Here is a 23,034-nt window from a genome sequence, read left to right as displayed (position 1 = left end):
TATGGAATCACTAAGACAGTCACAATACGTTTCATCCGATTTAGAACCAGTACGGAGCTGCCACTACCGCACGGTTTCTGGCTTAGATTTCACCCATTCAGCAATGGGTGGACGTATGATTCAGGTGGTTGATGCTAACGATGATTCGCGAGTCAAATCCGCCGGATTAATTGATCTAAGTTTATTGCCGCGAGTTGGCTACCGAGGGAAAGGGGTTGAATCATTTCTTTCCTCTCAAGGTATTGCCGTGCCTAATAAGCCGAATCGAGCTGCTATAAGCCCAGACGGTGAGCTTGTGCTACGCTTGAGCCTTACCGAATTTTGGGTGCTGGGTAGCTTAAAAGACCTTGGTCGCTCGGTAATGGAATTACCGCGTCAGCATACGCAAACGCCAGCGAGCTGTTATCCCCTTTTCTGTGAAGACAGCCACGCCTGCTTTGTCTTGACCGGAGAACATATCGCAAACGTTATGGCTAAACTGTGTGCTGTAAACTTGCGTGAAGACGCTTTTCCTGTGGGCCATATTGCTCAAACGTCGGTAGCCAGAACAAGCTGTATTGTTGTTCGTCACCAGGTAGAGGGTGTGCCGTGTTTTATGCTGCTAAGTGATGCTACTGCTGGCGAATACATGCTTGGAATATTGCTGGATGCGCTCACCGAGTATCAAGGTGGGCTATGTGGTACGGCATGTCTGATCTGATCTTGTTTAAGTTATCTCATCAACAGTATCGATAACGACAGTACTGATAATAAGGCGGCTCGATGTAAAGGCGAGCCGCTTCATTCTGTTAACTCAAGCTATTATTTCCCTCTGCTATTTCTATATTTCCCCACTGTTATTCCTATTTTTACCTCAGATTAGAAATACAAGAATGGCTTAGGTTGTGCTCATTTTTAGTGCATCGAGTGACATATTTGTATGCGCTTTTTTGGCATGGATATTTGAGCTTGACGTTTTAGGCTGTGACTTTGTTATTTTAGCCACATTATTAAGACAGAGGATAAGTCTGGCATAGCTATTGCGTTGTCCTAAGTAATAGCCCTTGTTACTTGCTGACAGGGATTGGAATGCTGTTTATAGGATATAAAAATGAAAAGTAGGCTCGGATCTGTATTTAAATCTTTCTCGCGAGAGGATACTTCCATATCTAGTACGACCTCCTCTTCTTCTTTAGATACGGCATCAAGCGCCCTGCGAGAAGGCGACCTTAGCACTAATGAAGCGCTCAGCTCTCCAAAAAATAAACGCTTTTACCGAGCGGTGCAGTTGGTTAGTGAGCATACCTCTTTACTATCTTTGCAGATGTTTAGGGCTTTGGAGGCCCAGGATAATTTTCTGTCAGAGGTGAGTCATCGAGCTAATAAGCTGGATGATGAGCTAAATCATGCTAAAGAATACCTTAACAGTTCCAACACAACGGTTGGCTCAATGCAGGAGCTGATGGACCGAGAGGTGAATCAGGTCAATGATACGTTGAATGGGGCGCTAGGCCAGATCTCTACCGCTTTGGATGAGAAGTCTAAAAATGTCACAACCGTACTCAATGGTATTCAGGATATTGGCAAGGGAATTAATTTACTAGCCTTGAATGCTTCAATAGAAGCCGCCAGAGCAGGAGAACATGGGCGTGGTTTTGCGGTTGTTGCGGATGAAGTCCGTCGTTTAGCAGCGGTGACTATGGAGCAAGCTCAACAGGCCGCTGATCAGCTTGATTTTTCTGCCGTAAATACCGAGCTTAGCAATGTCCGAACCAGTAACATGGATAGGCTTTCCGAACTTGTGAATACGATACAAAGTTCTACGGGGCAGTTAACAACTTTATTCCAGTCTATAGAGCAGCAGCTCAGCGCTATCATGGATAACACCGGCGTTATTTTTGAAACGTTAAAACTAAGCTCCGGCGCGATGAACCGAATCAACAATAAAAGCCAACATATTAGCAGTGTCGCTAAGGATATGAGTGAGGGACTCAAAAAAATTGATCTGATCAGTGGTCAGATTGATCAAGCCGTGACGGCCTTTGATCGAATAAGCCAAAAGCTACACTTAGTACCAGATCCTAGCCATGATCAGTTAGATGATATTTTACAGCGAGGGACTTTAAGAGTAGCGCTGGAGCCTAACTTTGTCGGCCTATCCTTTCGAGAACGGTTAGGTGAACCTTTAAAAGGTTTAGATGTTGATTATGCCCAAGCTTTCGCCCGTTATCTTGGCGTAACCTGTGAATTTATCGAAGCTCCTTGGGATATGTGCACGGAGCTGTTGGTCGCAGGTAAAACTTTTGGGGCTCCGCCTGCGGATATTGTAATCAGCGCTTTGCCGCCTTCGGAGGAATACGGCAATGTGGCGTATTCCGATGCTTACATCTATTTACACTGGGTGCTGGCAAGACGTAAAGGTGATAATCGGATTAAAACGATTCAGGATCTGGAAGGCAAAGTATTAGGTGTTATTAATGACCCTGCCGCCCTACAGGTATTGGAGGATAATGGCTTGCGCTGGAGTGCTAATGCTAATAAACTTGGCGGCAAGGTTATGTTGGGTAACTTGATTGCATACTCAGATCAATCTCGAATTCATAACTGTTTAGCCGATGGGGTGGTTGATGCTTTTGGTGTTGATTTACCGATCTATTATTGGGCGTGTAAAAGCTCCAGTAGCCCTTGGTATGACAAGATAGAAATTCTCCCAGGACATGTTGAGCTGCAACCTTTCTATTACACGATGGCGGTATCAGGCTCTGCTTCAGGGTACCGATTATTGGCTCAGGCCAATCGCTTTATACGCTGGTTTAACACTCAGCCTGAACGTAATAAAGTTGAACAACGTTGGCAGGGGCAACCAGTACAAGGAAAAGCGGGCTACCAAGATGAACTTGGTAACCTTATCGGAGAACCTGAACTTAAAGTCCGTTATGACCAACATTGTGCTCAGTTTAAAATCACGCCTAAAATAGTCGATAGCCTAAGGGATAAGCGCCCTATTTAATCAAAGCTTTTAGTTCATAGAGCAGTTCAAGGGCTTGTTTAGGCGTTAAATCATCAGGGCTAATTCCTTCTAGCCTTTCAAGGGCTGGGTCTGGCTCCGCGACAGAGAATAGATCGTTCTGCACGGGGGAGTAAGCTCGTTGAGGTGATATCGGTGAATGGCTGTCTTGCTGTTCCAGTTGCAGTAATTTTTCTTTTGCTTCACCCACCACATTCGGTGGAATCCCTGCTAATTTTGCGACCTGTAAACCATAACTTTGACTGGCAGGGCCTTCCTGTACTTTGTGCATAAAGATAATATTGTCGTTATGCTCGGTCGCATTTAGGTGCAGGTTCACAACACCGTCAAACTGCTCCGGTAGCGCGGTAAGTTCAAAGTAGTGGGTCGCAAATAGGGTGTAAGCTTTAAGCTGTCTTGCCAAATGTGCAGCGCAGGCCCAAGCGAGAGATAAGCCATCAAAGGTGCTGGTGCCTCGGCCAATTTCATCCATTAAAACCAATGAGCAAGGTGTTGCATTATTCAGAATATTGGCTGTTTCCGTCATTTCAACCATAAAGGTCGAGCGGCCACTGGCAAGGTCATCTGAAGAACCAATACGGGTGAAAATATGATCAATAGGGCCGATTTTGGCGGACTTAGCAGGAACATAGCTTCCGGTATGAGCCAGCAGTACGATTAAGGCGATTTGCCGCATATAGGTCGATTTACCCCCCATATTCGGGCCGGTAATAACTGCCATCCGGCTGTCGTTAGAAAAGATTAAATCATTAGGCACAAAAGGCTGATCAGAAACTTGCTCGACCACAGGATGGCGGCCACCTTCGATAAAAATGCCGCTATCTCGAATAAGTGTTGGGCGGGAGAAGTCGAGTGTTTCAGCCCGTTCCGCAAAGGTGTTAAGCGCATCCAGTTCCGATAGAGATATTGCCAAATTCTGCAGTCCCATTAGGTTGTCGTTCAGTTGCTCAATGACCTGTTCATATAATGCTTTTTCTCGGGTTAACGCACGGGACTTACTGCTGAGAACTTTATCTTCAAACTCTTTGAGTTCTGGTGTGATAAAGCGCTCTGCATTCTTCAAGGTTTGACGACGAATATAGTGTGCTGGCGCTTGATCAGACTGAGCTCGGCTGATTTCTATATAGTAGCCATGAACTCGGTTGTAACCGACTTTTAAGGTTGATAAGCCGGTTGTGGCGCGTTCCTGTTCTTCTAGCTTGATCAGAAAATCACCGGCATGTTCACTCAGCTGACGTAGCTCATCCAGTTCTTCATCAAAACCATCAGCTATGACACCGCCATCACGTATGACAACGGGTGGGTTATCAATGATGGCACGGCGGAGTAAGTCGGCTTCGGTCGGGAAGTTAATAATCGTTGTGCGAAGGTGATCCAGTGCGGATTCTTTAATATCCGCCAGCAGATTTGTAAATTCCGGCAGTTCTTGTAGGGCATCACGTAGGCGAGCCAGATCTCGGGGGCGGGCACTTCTTAGGGCGACTCGGGCTAGAATGCGCTCAATATCACCAATCGCCTTGAGATGGTCGTAAATGCCCTGCCATTGAAAGCTGTTCTGGATCGCCTGCACACAAGATTGACGCAGATGTAGCTGATCTCGACAACGAATAGGACGGTTTAACCAGCGGCGAAGCTGACGGCTACCCATCGCTGTAGCGGTGTTATCCATAACCGATGCGAGAGTGTTTTCCGTGCCTCCACTGATATTGATATCAATTTCAAGATTACGACGGCTGGCCGCATCAATCTGAATACACTCATCGCTGGATTCTGTTTGCAGCGCCCGTACATGGGGTAAACCAGTACGTTGAGTATCGCGTACGTACTCCAGCAAAGCACCGGCTGCCCCAATCGCCACTTCCAGTTGTTGGCAACCAAAGCCTGCTAAATCACGGGTTTCAAATTGACGACACAGCTGGGTGGTCGCGCTTTCGGTGTCAAATTGCCAGGGTGATATCTGTCGAACGCCTTTGCGCTGGCTAATAGCTGAGTCAAATAATTCCCCTTCATCAATCAGTAGCTCAGCGGGGCTTAGGCGCTGAATTTCAGCCAATAGCGCCGCATCGTTAGTCAGCTCCTGTACGGTAAAGCGACCGCTAGAAACATCCAGTGTTGAGAGGCCAAACCGTTCACCGCGGCGGGTTAGCGCCACTAAAAGGTTATCTTTGCGTTCATCCAGAAGGGCTTCATCGCTCACGGTTCCCGGCGTTAGAACCCGTACTACTTTACGCTCAACCGGCCCTTTACTGGTTGCAGGATCACCCACCTGCTCACAGATGGCGACAGAGTGCCCGTTACGTACCAACCGTGCGAGATAGTTTTCCGCTGCATGGTAAGGAATACCTGCCATTGGAATCGGCTGCCCGCCGGTTTTTCCACGGGCGGTTAACGTAATATCCAGCAAGTTGGCCGCTTTTTTTGCATCCTCGAAAAATAGCTCGTAAAAATCCCCCATACGGTAAAAGACAAGCTCATTGGGGTGATCTTTTTTGATGCTAAAGTACTGCACCATCATGGGGGTATGCTTCTCGCTGGACACGGCATTTCCTATCTGCCTGGTTGGCATAAGGTTGCTGAATTCGAACCGGCCATTTTACTGAAATGTGGTCTAGGGATACAGGTGAAAAACATAAAAAATATACCGCCAACAAAAGGGGGATTTGCTGCTTTTGATTATCTCATTGTTTTATTTGCTTACTATGTGTTTGATTTTAAATGGATTTAAAGTGGTTGTTTGTGGCTTTAAATAAATATTACCAGTTATTTGTTGTTAATAATATTGCATGATTTATATCCATTTATTTTATATGGATTTTGTATGAGTGCTTTTTGTTGGTGGTATATGGTCAGTAGTATGTATGTGTTTTTGTGCGTTTATTTTTTATCTTAGTTTAAGTGTTTTTGCTATGAGGCTTTTTATAAGTAACGGTCTTGTTGCAAAATAAATAACTGTAATATTGTTTTGTCTTTACGGATTGTATATATTTCGCCTCCCTGATATTTACTACTAATATTTCCTCTAGAGATTTGACCTCTTTTGTTTATTTTAAATGCTTTAAAGCGCAAGTTTGTTGTCTTTTTTTTAGTGGCAGTACTCTTTTCTTTACTACCATTTTTACAGTCGCTATTAAATAACTCTCTGTATTACGGCTTAAAAAGAGAGCTAGATGTAACCAAGTTTTCTGAGCTGCGTTTAGATGAATCAGCAATAGCCATCGTATTTTTTGGCTACTTACAATGCGGTACCGTTTGCCCCCTGCAGTTTATGAATTTAAAAAGACTTCACGATCGTCTCGAAGGCGAACCGGTTCGTTTTATTTTTATTACTCTTGATCCAGAACGTGATGATAAAGAGAAACTAAATAAAGCAATGGCTAGTTTTGGGCAGAATTTTATTGCTTTGCGCCCAGACACCCGTCAGAAAGCTCAAGATTTAGCGCAAATTTTTTCGGATGGGGCGGCCATGAGGCCTGTAGAAGGTGGTTATGAAATTGATCATAGTGGCTTTTTATATGTTGTTACTGGCAACAAAAAGCTTGAATTAATTTATACCTCCCCAGCACTAGATCTTGACCGAGTAGAGCAGGATCTTGCGCATTTAATCGATAATATTGATAGAAAGGATCAATGAAATGACGCAACACTCCTATTCTAAACAGCAGCTTCTGGCCGTCGATAAGCAGATGTTACTGTTGTTGATGCTGCATATTCCTGTAGTGGGTTTTTTGATCCCCTACGGCTATGGCACAACGGGGTTTGCTTTAGTGGCGTCGCTTTTAGTCGGTGGTATAGCCTATCTTGGTTATACCTCTTTGAAAGGAACTCGGGCCTGCTCGGTATTATTTGCCGCCTGTATCATGCTTTTCTCGGCGATCATGATTCAAGCTCAAATGGGGCGTATTGAAATGCACTTTCATATCTTTGGCGCGCTTGCGTTATTGATTGTTTATCGTGACTGGTTACCTGTTCTTGTCGCTGCCGGAGTCATTGCGGCCCATCATTTACTACTGACCGCACTGCAGCTTTCTGGTGTCGAGTTAGGCGATACACCGGTAATGATCTTTAACTATGGCTGCAGTTGGAGTGTAACCTTCTTACATGCTGCTTTTGTGGTGTTTGAATCTAGTATCTTAGTGGTATTTGCCAAACAGATGGGCGCGGAGCGGGATCAGGCATTTCAGGTTATTGAACTGGTTGATCAGTTCCGCAATGAAAAAGATATTTCAGGTCGTGTTACTGGGGGGAATGCTGCTGGTGCTTCTTTTAACCATCTGATGGAGCAGTTCTCGGAGCTTGTTGGGCAAGTTCGGGCTTTATCGGGACATTTGCATACTAATTCTCAAGAGTTAATAGAGGTCAGTGAGTACACCCGTCGTATTTCTGCAGAGCAACAAATACAAATGGATTCTGCTGCTAATGCGACTCAACAGATGGCGGCAAGCACCCATGAAGTGGCTGAAAATGCCCAGCATGCTTCAGTTTCTGCCAACCAAGCCGTTGAGGCGGCAGCTAAAGGTTCCGCCAGTGTGCGTTTATCTATTAGTAAAACAGAGACAACGGATCAAGCATTGCAAAGTGCTATTGCTCAAGTTAACGACCTGGTCGTTAAGGTAACTTCTATTTCAGATATCACGGGTTCCATTAGTGCTATTTCAGATCAAACCAATTTATTGGCGTTGAATGCAGCTATTGAGTCTGCTCGGGCTGGTGAACACGGTAGAGGCTTTGCTGTAGTTGCAGATGAGGTAAGAACTTTATCGAGACGTACCCAAGAGTTTACTTTGGATATTCGTAATACTGCGGATCAACTAACTGAAATTAGTGGCCTTGTTTTAAATGCTATTGAGCAAGGGCAAGCTCGATCTCAAGAGACATTGAATGTGATCAAATCGGCAGGAGAAGAGATTAAGCATATCGAAGCGGCGATCACTGATGTGAAACAGATGAATATGCAAATTGCCGCGGCCAGTGAAGAGCAGTCATCGGCCTCTTCTGAGATTCATAATAATGTTCAAGCAGTTGCTCACGCAGGGCAAGGGCTGATTGAAGGTGCGCAAAAAGCACGCACTATGTCTGAGCTGCTTGACGAGAAAATTTGTCAGGTAGACACTTTGATCAGTGGTTATCGAACCTGATAACCTCGTTGCTATGCTATTGATGGGTTAATTAAGAGGCTAAGATGGTTATGGATAATGGGAACCGCGCACAGATCATTCAACTGCTGTCAGAACAATTACTGCAAAAGAAATCGGTTATGGCAACGGCTGAATCCTGCACTGGCGGAGGAATCGCCCAGGCACTTACAGCGGTAGCAGGTAGTTCCTTATGGTTTGATAGTGGCTTTGTCACCTATTCCAATCAGGCCAAGCATCGTATGCTCGGTGTGCCTGAGGTGGTTATTGCGGGCCATGGTGCCGTTAGTGAACCCGTGGTTAAGACGATGGTTCAGGGAGCAATTGCCCATAGCGAGGCTTCTTATGCTGTGGCTGTTAGCGGTGTTGCAGGCCCCGGTGGCGGTAGCGTTGAAAAGCCGGTCGGTACGGTTTGGGTTGCTTGGGGCTCCGGTGATCAGGTGGACGCTGTGCGGTTTCAGTTTGAAGGTGACCGAGACGCGGTGCGAGAGCAGACCATTGATGCCGCCTTGCAAGGTTTATTAGGCTTTTTGTCGCCGACTTCTTTTGCTCCGTGATTTAAAGCCGCCTTGGCCTTTTAGTCCTGCAAGTCCGCTCATTTGACTCTGCTTTGCTTGTTCAACCAACTGCTTCAGTTCTTCTACCATGGGCTGCATAAAATCAGAATAGCACTGGGCTTTCTGGCTAATGGCGTCTAGCTGACTTTCCCGCTGGGCGGTACGATCCGGTAGGGTGGTCGATTCTGGTAGATTTTTTATCAGGGCGCGACCGGAATCGGTGGATAGAATAAGCTTGCCCTGACGGTTGATAAAGCCTCGTTTAATCAGTAATTCAAGGATGCCCGCTCGGGTTGCTTCTGTACCTAGGCCATCGGTTTCTTTGAGAATCTTTCGGATACGAGTGTCTTTTACATAGCGACTAATACCGGTCATGGCCGCTAATAAAGTCGCATCATTAAAATGCTTAGGTGGTTGGGTTTGTTTGCTGAGCAATTCACCGTGATGGCAATAAAAAGTGTCGCCCTGTTTTATCGGTGGTAGATGCTGTTCTTCTGGTCGCTGCTTCAATAGTGGTTTCCAGCCTAGCTCCTGATTCTGTCGTGCCTTGGCAATAAATAAACCACCATTAATATCAAATTTTGCGGTTTGAGCTTTATAGCGATAGCTCGGAAAAAACTGCGCCAAATAATATTGAGCTATCAACTGATAGAGTTTCTGTTCCGACGAGGATAAGCGGCCTATAGCAGACTTTTTCCCCGTGGGAATGATGGCGTGATGGGCATCGACTTTACCGCTGTTCCATGCTTTGCTTTTTAGATCAGTATTGGCTTGGGGGATAAAGGTGGCAGGGTGTTCGTTACCAAGGTTGTTTTTCATCGCATCAAGCACTTGATGCCGGTCGCCCCATTGTTCTGCAGGTAGATGACGGCTGTCTGACCGAGGGTAGGTGATCAGATTGTGCTTCTCATATAGGCTTTGACAGTTGTCTAAGACCTGCTGTGCTGATAAGCCAAAAGCTTTGTTAGCGGTGATCTGCAGTTGGGATAGATTAAACGGCAGGGGCGGTGCTTCGCTTTTTTGCTTTTCTTCCAACGAGGTTACGGTTGCAGGCTGTTGATGGATACGCTGAACAACATGCTCCGCTAGCTTTCTGTTGAGCACGCGCCCTTCTTCATCTTGATGGGGTTGGCAGGCTTCGCTAGGTTGCCACTTGGCGGTGAAGGTAAACAGTGCTTGGTTTTCAGGGCTAGGGTTAATATTCGTGCTGGGGTCAATATTCGCGCTGGTATTAGGCGAAGGTTGAATATGGGCGATGACCTCGAAAAAATCCTTTGGTTTAAAATGGCTGATCTCTTCATCTCGGCGCACTACTAAGCCTAGTACCGGAGTTTGTACTCGGCCAACGGATAACACGCCTTGATAACCCGACTGCTGACCTTTAACTGTAAATGCTCGGGTTAAATTAATACCGTAGAGCCAATCTGCACGGCTGCGAGCTAGGGCCGATGTTGCAAGAGGAATAAATTCTCGATTCGCTCTAGGGGCTGCTAAGGCTTTGCTAACCGCTGTCGGTGTTAAGTCGCTGATCAGTACCCGTTGAGCATTTTTGATTTTATTTATCGGGGGCTTCAGATAGCTGATAACTTCATCGACCAGTAATTGACCTTCACGGTCTGGGTCTCCAGCATTAACCAGTTGCGTCGCTTTTTTTACCAGTTGGCGCAATACCGTTAATTGTTTGCGGGTTTGAGGCTTAGGTTTAAGTTGCCACTGGTCAGGGATAATCGGCAAGGTGTTAAGCTGCCACTTCTTTAAGGCGGCATCATAGGTTTCAGGGTCGGCTTGCTCTAGCAAATGGCCGATACACCAGCTAACGCAATCACCGTTAGCGGCTTCGATATAACCCTCATGCTTTTTGTGGGGCTTAGGTAAAACAGCGGCGATGGCTCGACCTAAACTAGGTTTTTCCGCAATATAAAGTTTCATCGACGTATTAGACCGTTATGATTTATTCTTGATAATTTCTAGCATAGCCTTGACGAGATTTTTACTCTTTTCAGGCTCTCTCTTTTTAGGCTCTAGATAGATTCTGCGGATACTGTACACCTATACTGTTTTCATATACAGTATCTTGCAGTTAAGGATCACAATCAAAAGGTGTGTCATGTCTGATCAAGAAAATCGCCAGAAAGCTTTATCCGCTGCATTAGGCCAGATTGAACGTCAGTTTGGTAAAGGCGCGGTAATGCGCATGGGTGAGCAGCCCCGTGAAGCAATGCCTGCTGTTTCTACCGGTTCTCTGGGGCTAGATGTTGCTTTAGGTATTGGCGGTTTACCCTATGGCCGTATTGTTGAAATTTACGGCCCTGAATCTTCAGGTAAAACCACACTGACACTGCAAGTGATTGCCGAGGCACAAAAGCAAGGTAAAACCTGTGCTTTTGTCGATGCTGAACATGCACTGGATCCCGTCTATGCAGAGAAATTAGGCGTCAATATTGATGATATGTTGGTTTCTCAGCCTGATACTGGTGAGCAAGCACTCGAAATCACCGATATGTTGGTACGCTCTAACGCCGTAGATGTGGTCATTATTGACTCTGTTGCTGCTTTGACTCCTCGGGCAGAAATTGAAGGTGAAATGGGCGATTCCCATATGGGTCTACAAGCTCGTTTGATGTCCCAAGCCCTGCGTAAGATTACCGGCAATATCAAAAACGCTAACTGTCTGGTGATCTTTATTAACCAGATTCGTATGAAAATTGGCGTTATGTTTGGTAATCCAGAAACCACAACCGGTGGTAACGCACTAAAATTCTACGCCTCTGTACGTTTGGATATTCGCCGTATTGGCTCTGTGAAACAGGGTGATGAAATTATCGGTAACGAAACTCGCGTTAAGGTTGTTAAGAACAAAGTATCACCGCCGTTCAAGCAAGCAGAATTCCAGATTATGTATGGCAAGGGCATCTTCCACTCCGGTGAAGTTATCGACTTGGGCGTGCAGCATAAACTGGTGGATAAAGCCGGTGCTTGGTACAGCTATAACGGTACTAAAATTGGTCAAGGTAAAGCCAATGCCGCTCAATTCCTATTGGATAATCCTGAAATTCTGAAAGAAATTGATACGAAACTGCGTGAGATGTTACTAAGTCCAGCACCAGTAGCGGACGCAAAGGAAAAAGCTTCCGAGAAATCGTCTAAGGCAGGCAAAGACGCTGCTAAAGATACCGCAGCGGAAAAAGATGCAGAATAAACACTGACGTGTTCAAGTGCTGAATTCTTGTATCATTGAAAAAGCCAGCTCCCAAAAGGAGCTGGCTTTTTTATTGCTGTGCAGAGGCTGGTGCCGAGATAGAGATAGGTGTAAAGAGCGATATAAAATTTAAGAGTAAAGGCTTTAAGCATGGCAAAAATAGTAGATACAGAATCTGAGCTTTTTCACTCGGCCATTGAATACCTTTCCCGCCGAGACTATGCCGAAAAGGAGCTGCGTCAGAAGCTCAGTCAAAAGCTGGATAGAGAGAATGAGCAGGCTAGTGCATGGTTGGATAGCGTTATTCAACGGTTGCAGGCATTGGGTTATCAAAGTGATGAGCGCTATGTTGAAATGTTGGTGCGAGCTAGAACCGAGCGCGGTTACGGCCCTCAATATATTCGCCAATATCTTCAGCAATACCAAATCGATAGCCTATTGGTTGAAGCGTATCTTGATCCAAAAGACTCAGAATGGAATCAGCGGGCATTAAATCAATTAGAGAAAAAATTCCGTCAGCCAAGCAAAGAGATCAAAGTACGACAAAAACAGCAACGGCATCTTTATCAGCGGGGGTTTTCCGGTGATCATATTCGTTGGGCGCAGGCGCGGTTTCATGAAACGGATGGGTGAGGGTTTTCTATCCAGCCGTTATCCAGTCCAGTGATTATCCAGTCGTTATCTATCCGTTTGGCTTCGCCCAAAAAAGTAATACTACCTTTCCTGTGGTTAGGTCTTATAATGTTTGCCTTTTGTTTGGGATAAAGATAAGCCACATTTATACTCTTATAATAGTCGGTGGATAATTATAATAGTCGGTGGATAATTTCTCCCTCCTTGCCCGCTTCCTTGCTAGGAACAGGCCCTTAGACCATGTATTAGCCAACGGACCCAGTTGTATGAAAAGCGCAGAAATTCGCCAGGCTTTTTTGAACTTCTTCAAGTCAAAAGGCCATCAGATTGAATCCAGTAGCTCACTGGTGCCCGCCGATGATCCAACCCTGTTATTTACTAACGCAGGGATGAACCAGTTCAAAGATTGCTTTCTCGGCTTAGAGAAACGTCCTTATACCCGTGCCACCACCTCTCAAAAGTGTGTGCGCGCCGGTGGTAAGCACAATGATCTTGAAAACGTCGGTTACACCGCCCGTCACCACACATTCTTTGAAATGCTGGGTAACTTCAGCTTTGGTGACTATTTCAAACAAGATGCAATCAACTTTGCCTGGGAGTTTTTAACCTCTTCGGCTTATATGGGCATCCCAAAAGAAAAGCTCTACGTCACCGTTTATGCAACGGATGATGAAGCCTTTGATATTTGGACCAAGCAAGTGGGTGTGCCAGAAGCGCACATGATCCGCATTGGTGATAATAAAGGCGCGCCGTACGCTTCAGATAATTTCTGGGCGATGGGTGATACCGGCCCCTGTGGTCCCTGCACTGAAATTTTCTACGACCATGGTGCCGATATTGAAGGCGGCTTGCCAGGTACACCGGAAGAAGATGGCGATCGTTTCATCGAAATTTGGAACGTGGTCTTTATGCAGTTCAACCGTACCTCTGATGGTGTTATGCACCCGCTGCCTGCACCGTCGGTCGATACCGGTATGGGTCTGGAGCGTATCAGTGCGGTTATGCAGCACGTTCACTCTAATTATGAGATCGACCTATTTCAGAACCTGCTAAAAGCGGTTGCTGATGCGGTGGGTTGCGCTAACGATGATAATCCGTCGTTGAAAGTGATCGCTGATCATATCCGTTCTTGTAGTTTCTTAATTGCCGATGGCGTTATTCCTTCTAACGAAGGCCGTGGTTATGTGCTGCGTCGTATTATTCGCCGTGCTTGCCGTCACGGTAACAAGCTGGGCGCGAAAGGCTTGTTTTTTAACAAGATTGTCGATGCTTTAGTGGCTGAAATGGGCGAGGCTTTCATTGAGCTGAAAACCCAGCGTGACACTATCGTTCGCTTGCTGACATCAGAAGAAGAGCAGTTTGCTAAAACCCTAGAACAGGGGCTGCGTATTCTGGAGCAAGATCTTGCGGAGCTGGACGGTAAGGTTATTCCTGGTGATGTGGTCTTCAAGCTGTACGATACCTATGGTTTCCCGATGGATCTTACGGCGGATATCGCCCGTGAGCGTGAACTGGACGTTGATGAGGCCGGTTTTGAAGCGGCGATGGAAGCCCAGCGTGAGCGTGCCCGTGCCGGTAGTAGCTTTGGCTTGGACTACAACAGCCTAATTAAAGTGGATCAGGACACCCGTTTTACCGGTTACGAAGCCACCCAGGGAGAGGGTAAGATTATTGCCCTGTTCCGTGAAGGTCAGGAAGTTGATCTGCTGAGCACCGGTGAAGAAGGCGTGATCGTACTGGATCAGACACCATTCTACGCTGAATCCGGTGGTCAGGTTGGTGACTGCGGTACTTTGATATCAGGGACTGAGATATCAGGGGCTAAGGCGGCAGGCGCAAATCGCTTTGATGTGCGCGATACTCAAAAAGCCTCCGGTGCCCATGTGCATCACGGTATTGTTGCTGAAGGTTGCCTGAAAAAAGGTGAAACCGTCACCGCTCAAGTGGAAGCGGATCTGCGTGAGCGCACGGCTCGTAATCACTCGGCAACGCACTTATTGCACGCGGCTTTACGTCAGGTCTTAGGTGAGCATGTTCAACAGAAAGGCTCACTCGTAGACAGTCAGCGTTTCCGTTTTGACTTTAGTCATTTTGAACCGGTTACCGCTGAGCAATTGGCCGAAGCTGAAGCCATTGTTAATGCCCAAATTCAGGCTAATACTGTCGTTCAAACCGAAATCATGGATCTGGATGCGGCGAAAGCTAAAGGCGCAATGGCGCTGTTTGGTGAGAAATACACCGGTGAAGTTCGTGTATTAAGCATGGGCGCAGGTTCTGAAGGCCGTGATAGCTTCTCTATTGAGCTGTGCGGTGGTATTCACGCCAAGCGCACGGGTGATATCGGCTTTATCCGTATTACCTCTGAAGGTGGTATTGCCTCTGGCGTACGTCGTGTAGAAGCGGTTGCTGGGGCAGAAGCTCTGGCTTATACCCAAGCCCGTGAGGCACAGTTAAGCCAAGCCGCTGCTCAGCTAAAAACGAAGCCTGAGCAACTGGTTGAACGTTTAGCCGCTTCGATGGATCGCAGTAAACTGCTGGAAAAAGAGCTGGAGCAACTTAAGGCTAAGCTGGCCAATGCTAAAGGTTCTGATTTAGCGGGTCAGGCGATTGAATTGGGTGATGTGAAATTGCTGGCTCACCATGTTGAAGGCGCAGATGGCAAATCTCTACGTGATCTAATGGATCAGCTGAAAAACAAACTGGGTCGTTGCATCTTAGTATTGGCAGCGGTTCAAGGCGAAAAAGTGTCACTGATTGCAGGTGTTAGCAAAGAGCTAACGGGCCAAGTTAAAGCCGGTGAACTGGTTAACCACGTTGCGACCCAAGTGGGTGGTAAAGGTGGTGGTCGTCCTGATATGGCTCAAGCGGGCGGTAGTGATCCTAAAGCATTACCTGCAGCCCTGGAATCGGTACAGGCGTGGGTGGAAGCAAAGCTGGCATAGGCTCTGCTACTACCTAAAACAAGCCGTACCCAAAACAAGCCCGGTATTGCCGGGTGAACAACAAACCCTAACGGAATGCTTATAATGGCTCTTTACGTTCAAAAATTTGGTGGAACCTCCGTGGGTTCTATCGAGCGTATCAAGGCCGTAGCTGAAAAAGTGAAAGGTTACCGTGCTGAAGGCCATGACGTTGTTGTCGTGGTTTCAGCAATGAGTGGTGAAACCAATCGCTTGATCGCACTGGCTCATGAAATTAATGAAGAACCGAATCCCCGGGAAATGGATATGCTGATATCCACCGGAGAGCAGGTTACGATCGCTCTACTGTCGATGACGCTCAATACGATAGGTTGCCCAGCGGTGTCTTATACTGGCCCTCAGGTCAGTATTACGACCGACAGCTCCCATACAAAGGCTCGCATTAAGCAAATCGATGATCAAAAGATTCGCCAGAATCTGAATGAAGGTCGTGTTGTGGTTGTTGCAGGTTTTCAGGGGGTTGATGGGAACGGCAATATTACCACGCTGGGTCGTGGTGGTTCTGACACCACTGGTGTAGCTCTGGCTGCGGCATTAAAAGCAGACGAGTGCCAAATTTTTACCGATGTTGACGGTGTTTACACCACAGATCCTCGGGTTTGCTCAAAAGCTAAGCGCCTAGAAACCATTACGGTTGAAGAGATGCTAGAGCTGGCAAGTTTAGGTTCTAAAGTGCTGCAGATTCGTTCTGTCGAGTTTGCGGGTAAATACAATGTTCCCCTGCGGGTCCTGTCAAGCTTTGACGACAAAGGCCCCGGTACTCTGATTGTTGCTGAGGAAGTTGACGCGATGGAAGATCCATTAATCTCAGGTATCGCATTTACTGCGAATGAAGCCAAACTGACTGTTCTTAACGCACCAGACGTACCCGGTGTTGCCTCTAAGATCCTTGGCCCTGTGGGTGCTGCGAATATTGAAGTCGATATGATCGTTCAGAACGTTGCACCCGATGGTAAAACCACCGATTTCACCTTCACCGTAAGCCGTGGCGATTATAAAAAGGCTCAGGGCGTATTAGAAGGCGTTGTGGCCGAATTAGGCGCAGGAGAGATCTCCGGTGATAATGCCATCGCTAAAGTATCACTTGTTGGCGTAGGTATGCGTTCTCATGCCGGTGTTGCGTCTAAAATGTTCCAAGTTCTATCGGACGAAGGCATTAATATTCGCATGGTATCCACTTCAGAGATCAAAATCTCTGTGGTTATCGATGAGAAATTTATGGAGCTTGCGGTACGTGCCTTGCACACGGCATTCGGTCTAGATAAAGAAGAAGATTAAATGTTTCTTTATCGATTCAGCGGTTAATCACTGAATTACCGTCTACGCTTATTTAGAGCTCGCTGATCATTTAGCGGGCTTTATTTTTTTGAGGGCCATTTTTGGCCCTTATTATCGTTTTGTGCCCATTTGGCATCTTGAATGTACGGAAAAGTGAATATTTCATATACTGAATATGCAATATCTTGGAATGTTGTTCTTAATGATCTTTTGCCGACAATCTGTTCTTATTCTGCTAACGTAATAAGTAATGAATATTAAAGATGTATTTGTGGTGGATTTTTTACAGCTAAACGACAACTTGCACTAAGTTATATCAGGAAAGTGTTGAGCTGAGGAAAATTTGCCGCATAATGTGCGCTCTTTTTTACAAGGTGGCCTCTACATCCACCTTATTTATAGAGCCGGATGCTAACCGAGATAGCAGATGGTACCCCCGAGGAAATAAGGAGATTCAACCATGTTAATTTTAACCCGTCGTGTTGGCGAAACCCTGATGATTGGCGATGAAGTGACTGTAACAGTGCTTGGCGTTAAAGGTAATCAGGTTCGCATTGGTGTGAACGCACCTAAAGAAGTCGCGGTTCACCGTGAAGAAATCTACCAGCGTATCCAAAGAGAGAAAGAAGATTCTCACGGAAATACGTAACTATCGAAATTAAATAAATTTTTTTGATAAAAAGGGTAGACAAGAAAATAAAGTGTGGTATTATTTGCCGCGTGTTTGGAGAGGTGGCCGAGAGGCTGAAGGCGCTCCCCTGCTAAGGGAGTATAGAGTTTATAGCTCTATCGAGGGTTCGAATCCCTCCTTCTCCGCCACGATTTTAGTTGATCGTTTAGATGATCAGTGACCCGCTCGTAGCTCAGCTGGATAGAGTACCTGGCTACGAACCAGGCGGTCGGAGGTTCGAATCCTCCCGAGCGGGCCAATTTTTATTGTCGACTAATTACTTGAAATAAGTATTTAGGTTTAGCGCGACATTAGGTATTACTATTAGTAACTAACATACTAATTAATAGTGCCGTATAATTTCAGTACCATGCTAGAAACAGCTTTAATGTTTCAAAGATTATTAAAGTAAGTACTATTTAGATTATCGATAAAAAGTAGTTACTTTGTAAAAGGTTTCACCCGCTCGTAGCTCAGCTGGATAGAGTACCTGGCTACGAACCAGGCGGTCGGAGGTTCGAATCCTCCCGAGCGGGCCATCTTTTAAAAGCCGTAGTTTTTGAACTACGGCTTTTTTTTGTCTGCGTTTTATACAATATATTTACGGTAATGAGCATTCTAATATGCTAACAAGATTGCCCTCCCCTATTAGCACCTGCAGCAGCAGGAGTTCCCCCGTTGATTAAAGCCTGATAGACTACTTTTTTAAGTATCTGGAAGAAATAATGAACCGCAATAAAGTACTTGTTAGTGCCTGTCTACTGGGTGAGCGCGTGCGTTATGACGGCTCCTCGCGTCCTGTATCTCACCCTGTTCTAGAGCAATGGAAAAAAGAAGAGCGACTTGTCTCTGTCTGTCCTGAAATGCTGGGAGGGCTGCTTGTCCCTCGTCTTGCTGCTGAGATTCAGCCAGATTTTGATGGGCAGGATATTTTCCACGAAGCAGGTAAGGTCGTCACTCGACAGGGCCACAATGTAAGTCAGTATTTTGTTCGTGGAGCCCGCAAGACACTTGAGCTTTCAAAGCAGGCGGATATTGCCATAGCGATACTGAAAGCTAATAGCCCATCCTGTGGCAACGAGCAGATCTATAGCGGTGAATTTAGTAAGGCGCTTCGTAATGGTCAAGGTGTTACTGCCGCAGCTCTTACAGAGGCGGGTATTAAGGTATTTAATGAGCATCAGCTTGACCAAGCCCAAGCTTATTTATCGACTTTAGAGCAAAAAGCCCCTGTGAATAACATGTCCTGTGAGTAGCATTTCCTATACGTCATATCACAAGGGAGATTAATGAATGTTTTATCCACAGCTGTTTTTTTCTGTCGTAGGAGGTTTTTCGTGAGTTTAGAGCTTTTTTTAGCCTTTTTGTTGGCATCCGTATTAATCAGTATTTCGCCGGGGGCTGGAGCGGTTAATACGATGAGTAACGGGTTGCGCTATGGCGTGCGTCAAAGTATGCCCGCTATCTTTGGATTGCAGGTTGGGTACGGCGCACAGGTTGTGATTGTGGGAGTTGGCCTTGGTGCTTTACTTGCCTCTTCAGAGTTGGCTTTCTCGTTGGTGAAATGGTTAGGTGCAGGTTATTTAATCTGGCTGGGGTACCAAAAGTGGCGAGAAAAGCCACTGGCTATCGAAGAGGGTCAACAGCAGCTAACGGTAAGTGCAAAGAAACGTTTTTGGCAGGCTGCTTTCGTTAATCTGGTTAACCCTAAGGCAACAGTCTTTCTGGTTGCTCTATTTCCGCAGTTTATTGTGGCTGATGCCCCGCAACTTCCTCAGTTTTTAATTATGGGAAGCACCTTAATCATCGTTGATATTATGGTGATGATCGGATATGCCTCTTTGGCATCTAAACTGAGCCGTTGGTTTAAAGATCCTAAACATCAAAAATCTCAGAACCGAATATTTGGTGGAATGTTTATGGCGGCGGGAACAGCATTAGCGTCTTATAGTCGTTGATTTTAGAGGCCAAGAGAACGCCTCTTCTTCCCTTGATGCTAGGGAAGAGAAGGCGAAGTCTTTCTAGTTATCTATTTGCATTTATGTATACCAATGCTTTGGCAGCCTCATTGTTTTGGATGCCACCTATTTCTAAATCAATGCTGTAGTCAAACTCATCAAAGTAAACAAAAAATAGCAAAGTACTGAGGTTACCCTTATTTACTTTGGCTTTGTAAAAGGATATCGCTCTAGAAATTTCGTCTATGACTCTGTTTTTACTAATAACGTCATGTTGTATTTTCTTTACCGAGCTATTAGCATTTCTTTGTATTAAACTTATATTGCTAGATTCGCTAACAATGACAATTTCTTTGTTTTGACCTTGTTTTTTCTACATCACGTAGCCAGCAACAGAGCTTCGCTTTACCGACATCAATACCGATATAATGCATCTCTCACTACCCTTGTACATACAGCATCACTGAAAATAGGTGTTTGGATACCATTCAATGCATGAGAAAAAAAGAGTCTGGGCGCTGATCTACATAACAGCATCAAGTGATAAGGTCGGCCGCAGCGTCACCAAACTCATCGGAACAGAGGTAGCTAACCTCAGTTCCAGGGGAGATACAAGGTAGGGCTTTAGCCCGTCGAGAATCCATCAATAAATGCCAAGCCCCACGTTGACGCCCTAAAGGGCGACCTACATTTTAGCTTACAAGGCCGCGACCGCAGTAGTAATCATCTAAAGTTATTTTTTTCAGAAATGTTATTTCTTCGTCTGATAGTTGGCTTACAAAGGTTTCATAGAGTCGGCAAGCCACTTGAGTTGAGGGTGCAAACTCTGGCAGTAGCTGCTCGCGTATATTGATGGCATCGTCGACATAAGCCAATACACCTTGTTGTAGTTCTTCCCGCAGCGGTTGGCAAGCGGTTTCCTGTAAAGACAAATCACGGAAAACACCAGCTATTTGCTGCTCAGTCTCGGTGTATTTTACAACTTGTGCAGAGTCAGAGCTTAAGAGTTTTTCTAACTCAAAATTGTAGCGATACATTAAGGGTGCGCCAACAGCAGGGTGAACCTGCCCATAGTAACAGCCTGTAATATCAACATTATGGCGTTGTGCTACAGCCTCCGAACGGTCATCGGTCAGCAGGTAATGGCCCTGGGTTGATTGGGTTAGCAGCTCATTAAGGTATCCCTGAATGGTGGCGCCATAACCCACATCAACGACCGTTTGTTTGCCACCAGCTTCCATTCCCTGACTGGCTAAATACTTCAGTAATGCGGCTTTTTCTACCGCTGCAGCAGCAAGAATATCAGCTTCCAGCAGCTTGAATAGTTCGAGCAGGTGCTCAGTGTTTCCATCGCGTACTTCAACTTGTTTATCTGCCTGCCAGTTTGTTTTCTCAGAGATGGTTTGCCATTGCTCTGTACTTAAACTAAGGCCGAAGCGTTCTTTCAAAAAGCTAGCTAGGTTGTTAGCGTAATAATTGCTCCGTGCAATTTTCAGAATATCATCCAAGTTTTTCAGCGATGGCACACTAACGGCGCGGCGCGAGACAACCAGATAGTGACTGCTGGCAGGCACTTCAAGGTTAGCCGTCCAGCGGTCAAATACCTGTTTAATAAGCTCGCCTTCCCGGGCAAGAAAATACAATCGCTCAATATTATTGTCCCGCGCTTGCTCTGACAGCCAGTGTGCAAAACCCGTTAACAAAGGCCCAACCAGGCTATAACCTACATTAAATGCTGTTGGTTTAATTAAGTTGTAGGGATTGAGCTGCGGGTAAGAAACTGCAGCAAAGTTTTTTTGTAACACTAAGCCCAAGGTTAGCTGGTCATTTAAAGTGCCCTGTTGCTCAATGCTTTCCAGCAGTCGACGCCAGCGAGGTAGTGAACGTGCAATATCGGTGGCACGTAAGGTATGCAGTGCATTTGCGCCTAAATCGAGTGGAATCTGTAAATCTGAACGCTCGTTATCACCCACCATAAGAAATTCCTGGGGCTGCAGAGCGTATTTGTCGAGCAGGTACTTATATAGCTCGCCAGTGTCTTTACGCAGACCAATATCACTGGAAAGATACAGTGATTGCCAGCCTTCAATACCATGTTGTTGCAAAGTGTTTTTTATGTGTTCTATGGGGAGAAACATATCCGAGATAAGCACAACAGGTTTGCCGGTGGCCAGTGCCTTGTGATACAGCTCTAAACCGCCTTTGCGCGGTTTAACGCTGGCGTATTCAACCTGCTCTTCCAATGCCTGCAACTGACTGACTTGTTCTTGCGGTAGGCCGGTCATCTTTTGAAAATGTTGATAAATAACGTGTAGATTAATATCTCGACCGGCTTGTTGTCGGGCACTTGATTCAGCCTGTGCACGGTATTCCAGATAGATTTTGCCTAAATTTTGGTTACCTACGGAATTGCCTGCCCGAAGCGCAACAATTTCTTTAACTGCTTCAGGGTCGAGCATAGGGCGACTGAGCAGGGTGTCAAAAATATCAAAACCGATCAGCTTAACTTTTGCAGCATTAAGCTCATTATGGATTGTTTCAAAACTACGCTCTAACACGGTATTAAAACGCCAGGCTGACCAGCTGGGTGTTTGCCTGTCTTTAATAATCCCAATCGGATAGCCTTGGCTAGGGCCAACCAAGCCTAGCAGGCGTTCTAGGCAGTGAGCAAAAGTGCCGTCGGTTTGTCCAGCTTCTTCAGCAAAGTCGTTTAGGGTAATTCCGGCATCAAACAGTGGCTTTAGAGCTGCTGTACGTGCCCAAAACATAGTACCGGCAGGGAAATCAAAATAAACATTAGGGCAGTGGCTAATACCCAGACGTGCACACCATTGAGCACCCAAAGCCTTATTAGCAAGCCAATGGTTGGCAAAATAAGGTATCAGATAAAAATTCTGCGGGTAAACAAGGCCTCGGGCATGATTGCCCTGTAGCAAAGTAAAAATTCTGCGAATCTGCTCCGGGCTACCCAGCAGGCTACTGCCTAGGTATTGACGCCAACCCTCGGTAGCACCTTTGTTGTACAAAGACTTCTTGCTGTGTAAATGAGCAACGTAATCATATTGAGCCAGCTGTTGACCAAATGCACAAAACATGGGAGCAATATCACGCCCACGGTTAGCAACTATGTCTACTTTAAGTTGCCCAAGTAGAGGTAGATTGCTGAATTTCTTCTGACAGACGGCCTGGCTTTGTTCATCCGTTACAGAAATATATAAATCATAGTTAAACGGCATGTTTTTTAAATAGCCAACAAACTCATCAGACAAATCTGTGTAATACATGTGCAGATGAATGGCTATGCGCCCCAGTGACTTTTTTGCTGCTGGTAAGTCTTCAATTAAAACCAAGTCGCCACACTGATCTATAGCAGGCGTCATAATTTTGCTGTTTTTCCACATATTAAAGTGTGGGGTTCCATAAAAAACCCAAGGAAAAGCCCGATAAATAAAGTTCACCAATGGGTTTCTTATCTTTACTGGTAGCTTCCAGTAAACACGCTTAGCCAACGATAAAAAAAGCTCGCGCAACCGTAATACTTTATTTTTAGCTGATTGAATCAGGGTGTTCATAACGTGGAGTAGTTTCCGTAAAATTTAATTAGGTTTAATATAATAAA

General features: G+C 45.7%; 15 protein-coding genes and 3 tRNA genes. 15 read left to right on the top strand and 3 right to left on the bottom strand.

What is annotated here, in order from left to right; all coding sequences use genetic code 11:
- Position 1: 1 nt before the first annotated feature.
- Complete coding sequence (locus G517_RS0108130) at positions 2 to 700, top strand: aminomethyltransferase family protein (protein ID WP_051206229.1); 699 nt, start codon at positions 2 to 4, stop codon at positions 698 to 700.
- 390 nt (positions 701 to 1,090) lie between these two features.
- Complete coding sequence (locus G517_RS21215; RefSeq protein WP_051206228.1) at positions 1,091 to 2,989, top strand: methyl-accepting chemotaxis protein; 1,899 nt, start codon at positions 1,091 to 1,093, stop codon at positions 2,987 to 2,989.
- Here the strand turns inward: G517_RS21215 and mutS are convergent.
- Positions 2,982 to 5,573, bottom strand: coding sequence for a DNA mismatch repair protein MutS (gene mutS, locus G517_RS0108120; RefSeq protein WP_036590885.1), 2,592 nt, complete (start codon positions 5,571 to 5,573; stop codon positions 2,982 to 2,984). The genes G517_RS21215 and mutS overlap by 8 nt on opposite strands.
- 471 nt (positions 5,574 to 6,044) lie before the next feature.
- Here mutS and G517_RS0108115 point away from each other — a divergent pair, with 471 nt between their 5' ends.
- From G517_RS0108115 to G517_RS0108105, 3 genes are read left to right on the top strand one after another with little or no spacing between them, the layout of a single operon-like run.
- Positions 6,045 to 6,638 carry an SCO family protein gene (locus G517_RS0108115; RefSeq protein WP_028303991.1) on the top strand — a complete coding sequence of 198 codons (594 nt, stop codon included), beginning with the start codon at positions 6,045 to 6,047 and terminating at the stop codon, positions 6,636 to 6,638.
- A 1-nt stretch (position 6,639) separates the two neighbouring features.
- Positions 6,640 to 8,142: a methyl-accepting chemotaxis protein gene (locus tag G517_RS0108110; RefSeq protein ID WP_028303990.1), complete on the top strand. Its 1,503-nt coding sequence runs from the start codon at positions 6,640 to 6,642 to the stop codon at positions 8,140 to 8,142.
- A gap of 50 nt (positions 8,143 to 8,192) precedes the next feature.
- The gene (locus G517_RS0108105; RefSeq protein WP_028303989.1) at positions 8,193 to 8,696 is read left to right on the top strand and encodes a CinA family protein; all 504 of its coding nucleotides are present in this window, start codon (positions 8,193 to 8,195) and stop codon (positions 8,694 to 8,696) included.
- On the opposite strand, the gene G517_RS0108100 is transcribed toward G517_RS0108105, so the two are convergent.
- The gene (locus tag G517_RS0108100) at positions 8,661 to 10,625 is read right to left on the bottom strand and encodes a DNA topoisomerase III (protein ID WP_028303988.1); all 1,965 of its coding nucleotides are present in this window, start codon (positions 10,623 to 10,625) and stop codon (positions 8,661 to 8,663) included. The two genes, G517_RS0108105 and G517_RS0108100, sit on opposite strands and share 36 nt — an antisense overlap.
- Before the next feature lie 178 nt (positions 10,626 to 10,803).
- On the opposite strand from G517_RS0108100, the gene recA reads away from it, so the two are divergent.
- The 10 genes from recA (at position 10,804) to rhtB (ending at position 19,415) form a co-directional block, all read left to right on the top strand.
- Positions 10,804 to 11,895: a recombinase RecA gene (gene recA, locus G517_RS0108095; RefSeq protein ID WP_028303987.1), complete on the top strand. Its 1,092-nt coding sequence runs from the start codon at positions 10,804 to 10,806 to the stop codon at positions 11,893 to 11,895.
- A gap of 150 nt (positions 11,896 to 12,045) precedes the next feature.
- On the top strand, positions 12,046 to 12,528 hold the full coding sequence (locus G517_RS0108090) for a regulatory protein RecX (RefSeq protein WP_036590883.1): 483 nt from the start codon (positions 12,046 to 12,048) through the stop codon (positions 12,526 to 12,528).
- Between the two features lie 266 nt (positions 12,529 to 12,794).
- Entirely contained in the window at positions 12,795 to 15,470 is a 2,676-nt protein-coding gene (alaS, locus tag G517_RS0108085) for an alanine--tRNA ligase (protein ID WP_028303985.1), read from the top strand.
- An 84-nt stretch (positions 15,471 to 15,554) separates the two neighbouring features.
- Positions 15,555 to 16,787, top strand: a complete 1,233-nt coding sequence (locus tag G517_RS0108080) for an aspartate kinase (RefSeq protein ID WP_028303984.1) — start codon at positions 15,555 to 15,557, stop codon at positions 16,785 to 16,787.
- Between the two features lie 460 nt (positions 16,788 to 17,247).
- Positions 17,248 to 17,436 (top strand): carbon storage regulator CsrA, encoded by a 189-nt coding sequence (csrA, locus tag G517_RS0108075; protein ID WP_028303983.1) that lies wholly within the window; start codon positions 17,248 to 17,250, stop codon positions 17,434 to 17,436.
- 77 nt (positions 17,437 to 17,513) lie between these two features.
- Positions 17,514 to 17,606, top strand: a tRNA-Ser gene (locus G517_RS0108070).
- A gap of 33 nt (positions 17,607 to 17,639) precedes the next feature.
- Positions 17,640 to 17,716: transfer RNA gene (locus G517_RS0108065), tRNA-Arg, on the top strand.
- A 203-nt stretch (positions 17,717 to 17,919) separates the two neighbouring features.
- Positions 17,920 to 17,996: transfer RNA gene (locus G517_RS0108060), tRNA-Arg, on the top strand.
- A 186-nt stretch (positions 17,997 to 18,182) separates the two neighbouring features.
- Positions 18,183 to 18,713: a 2-thiouracil desulfurase family protein gene (locus G517_RS0108055; RefSeq protein WP_028303982.1), complete on the top strand. Its 531-nt coding sequence runs from the start codon at positions 18,183 to 18,185 to the stop codon at positions 18,711 to 18,713.
- A gap of 81 nt (positions 18,714 to 18,794) precedes the next feature.
- Entirely contained in the window at positions 18,795 to 19,415 is a 621-nt protein-coding gene (gene rhtB, locus G517_RS0108050; RefSeq protein WP_028303981.1) for a homoserine/homoserine lactone efflux protein, read from the top strand.
- 692 nt (positions 19,416 to 20,107) lie between these two features.
- Here the strand turns inward: rhtB and G517_RS0108045 are convergent.
- Positions 20,108 to 22,987: a rhamnan synthesis F family protein gene (locus G517_RS0108045; protein ID WP_028303980.1), complete on the bottom strand. Its 2,880-nt coding sequence runs from the start codon at positions 22,985 to 22,987 to the stop codon at positions 20,108 to 20,110.
- Positions 22,988 to 23,034 lie beyond the last annotated feature (47 nt).

The organism is Oceanospirillum maris DSM 6286, from assembly GCF_000422865.1.
GTDB lineage: Bacteria > Pseudomonadota > Gammaproteobacteria > Pseudomonadales > Halomonadaceae > Oceanospirillum > Oceanospirillum maris.
Note: the sequence above shows the minus strand (reverse complement) of the source record. Positions and strands in the feature narration are given on the sequence as shown.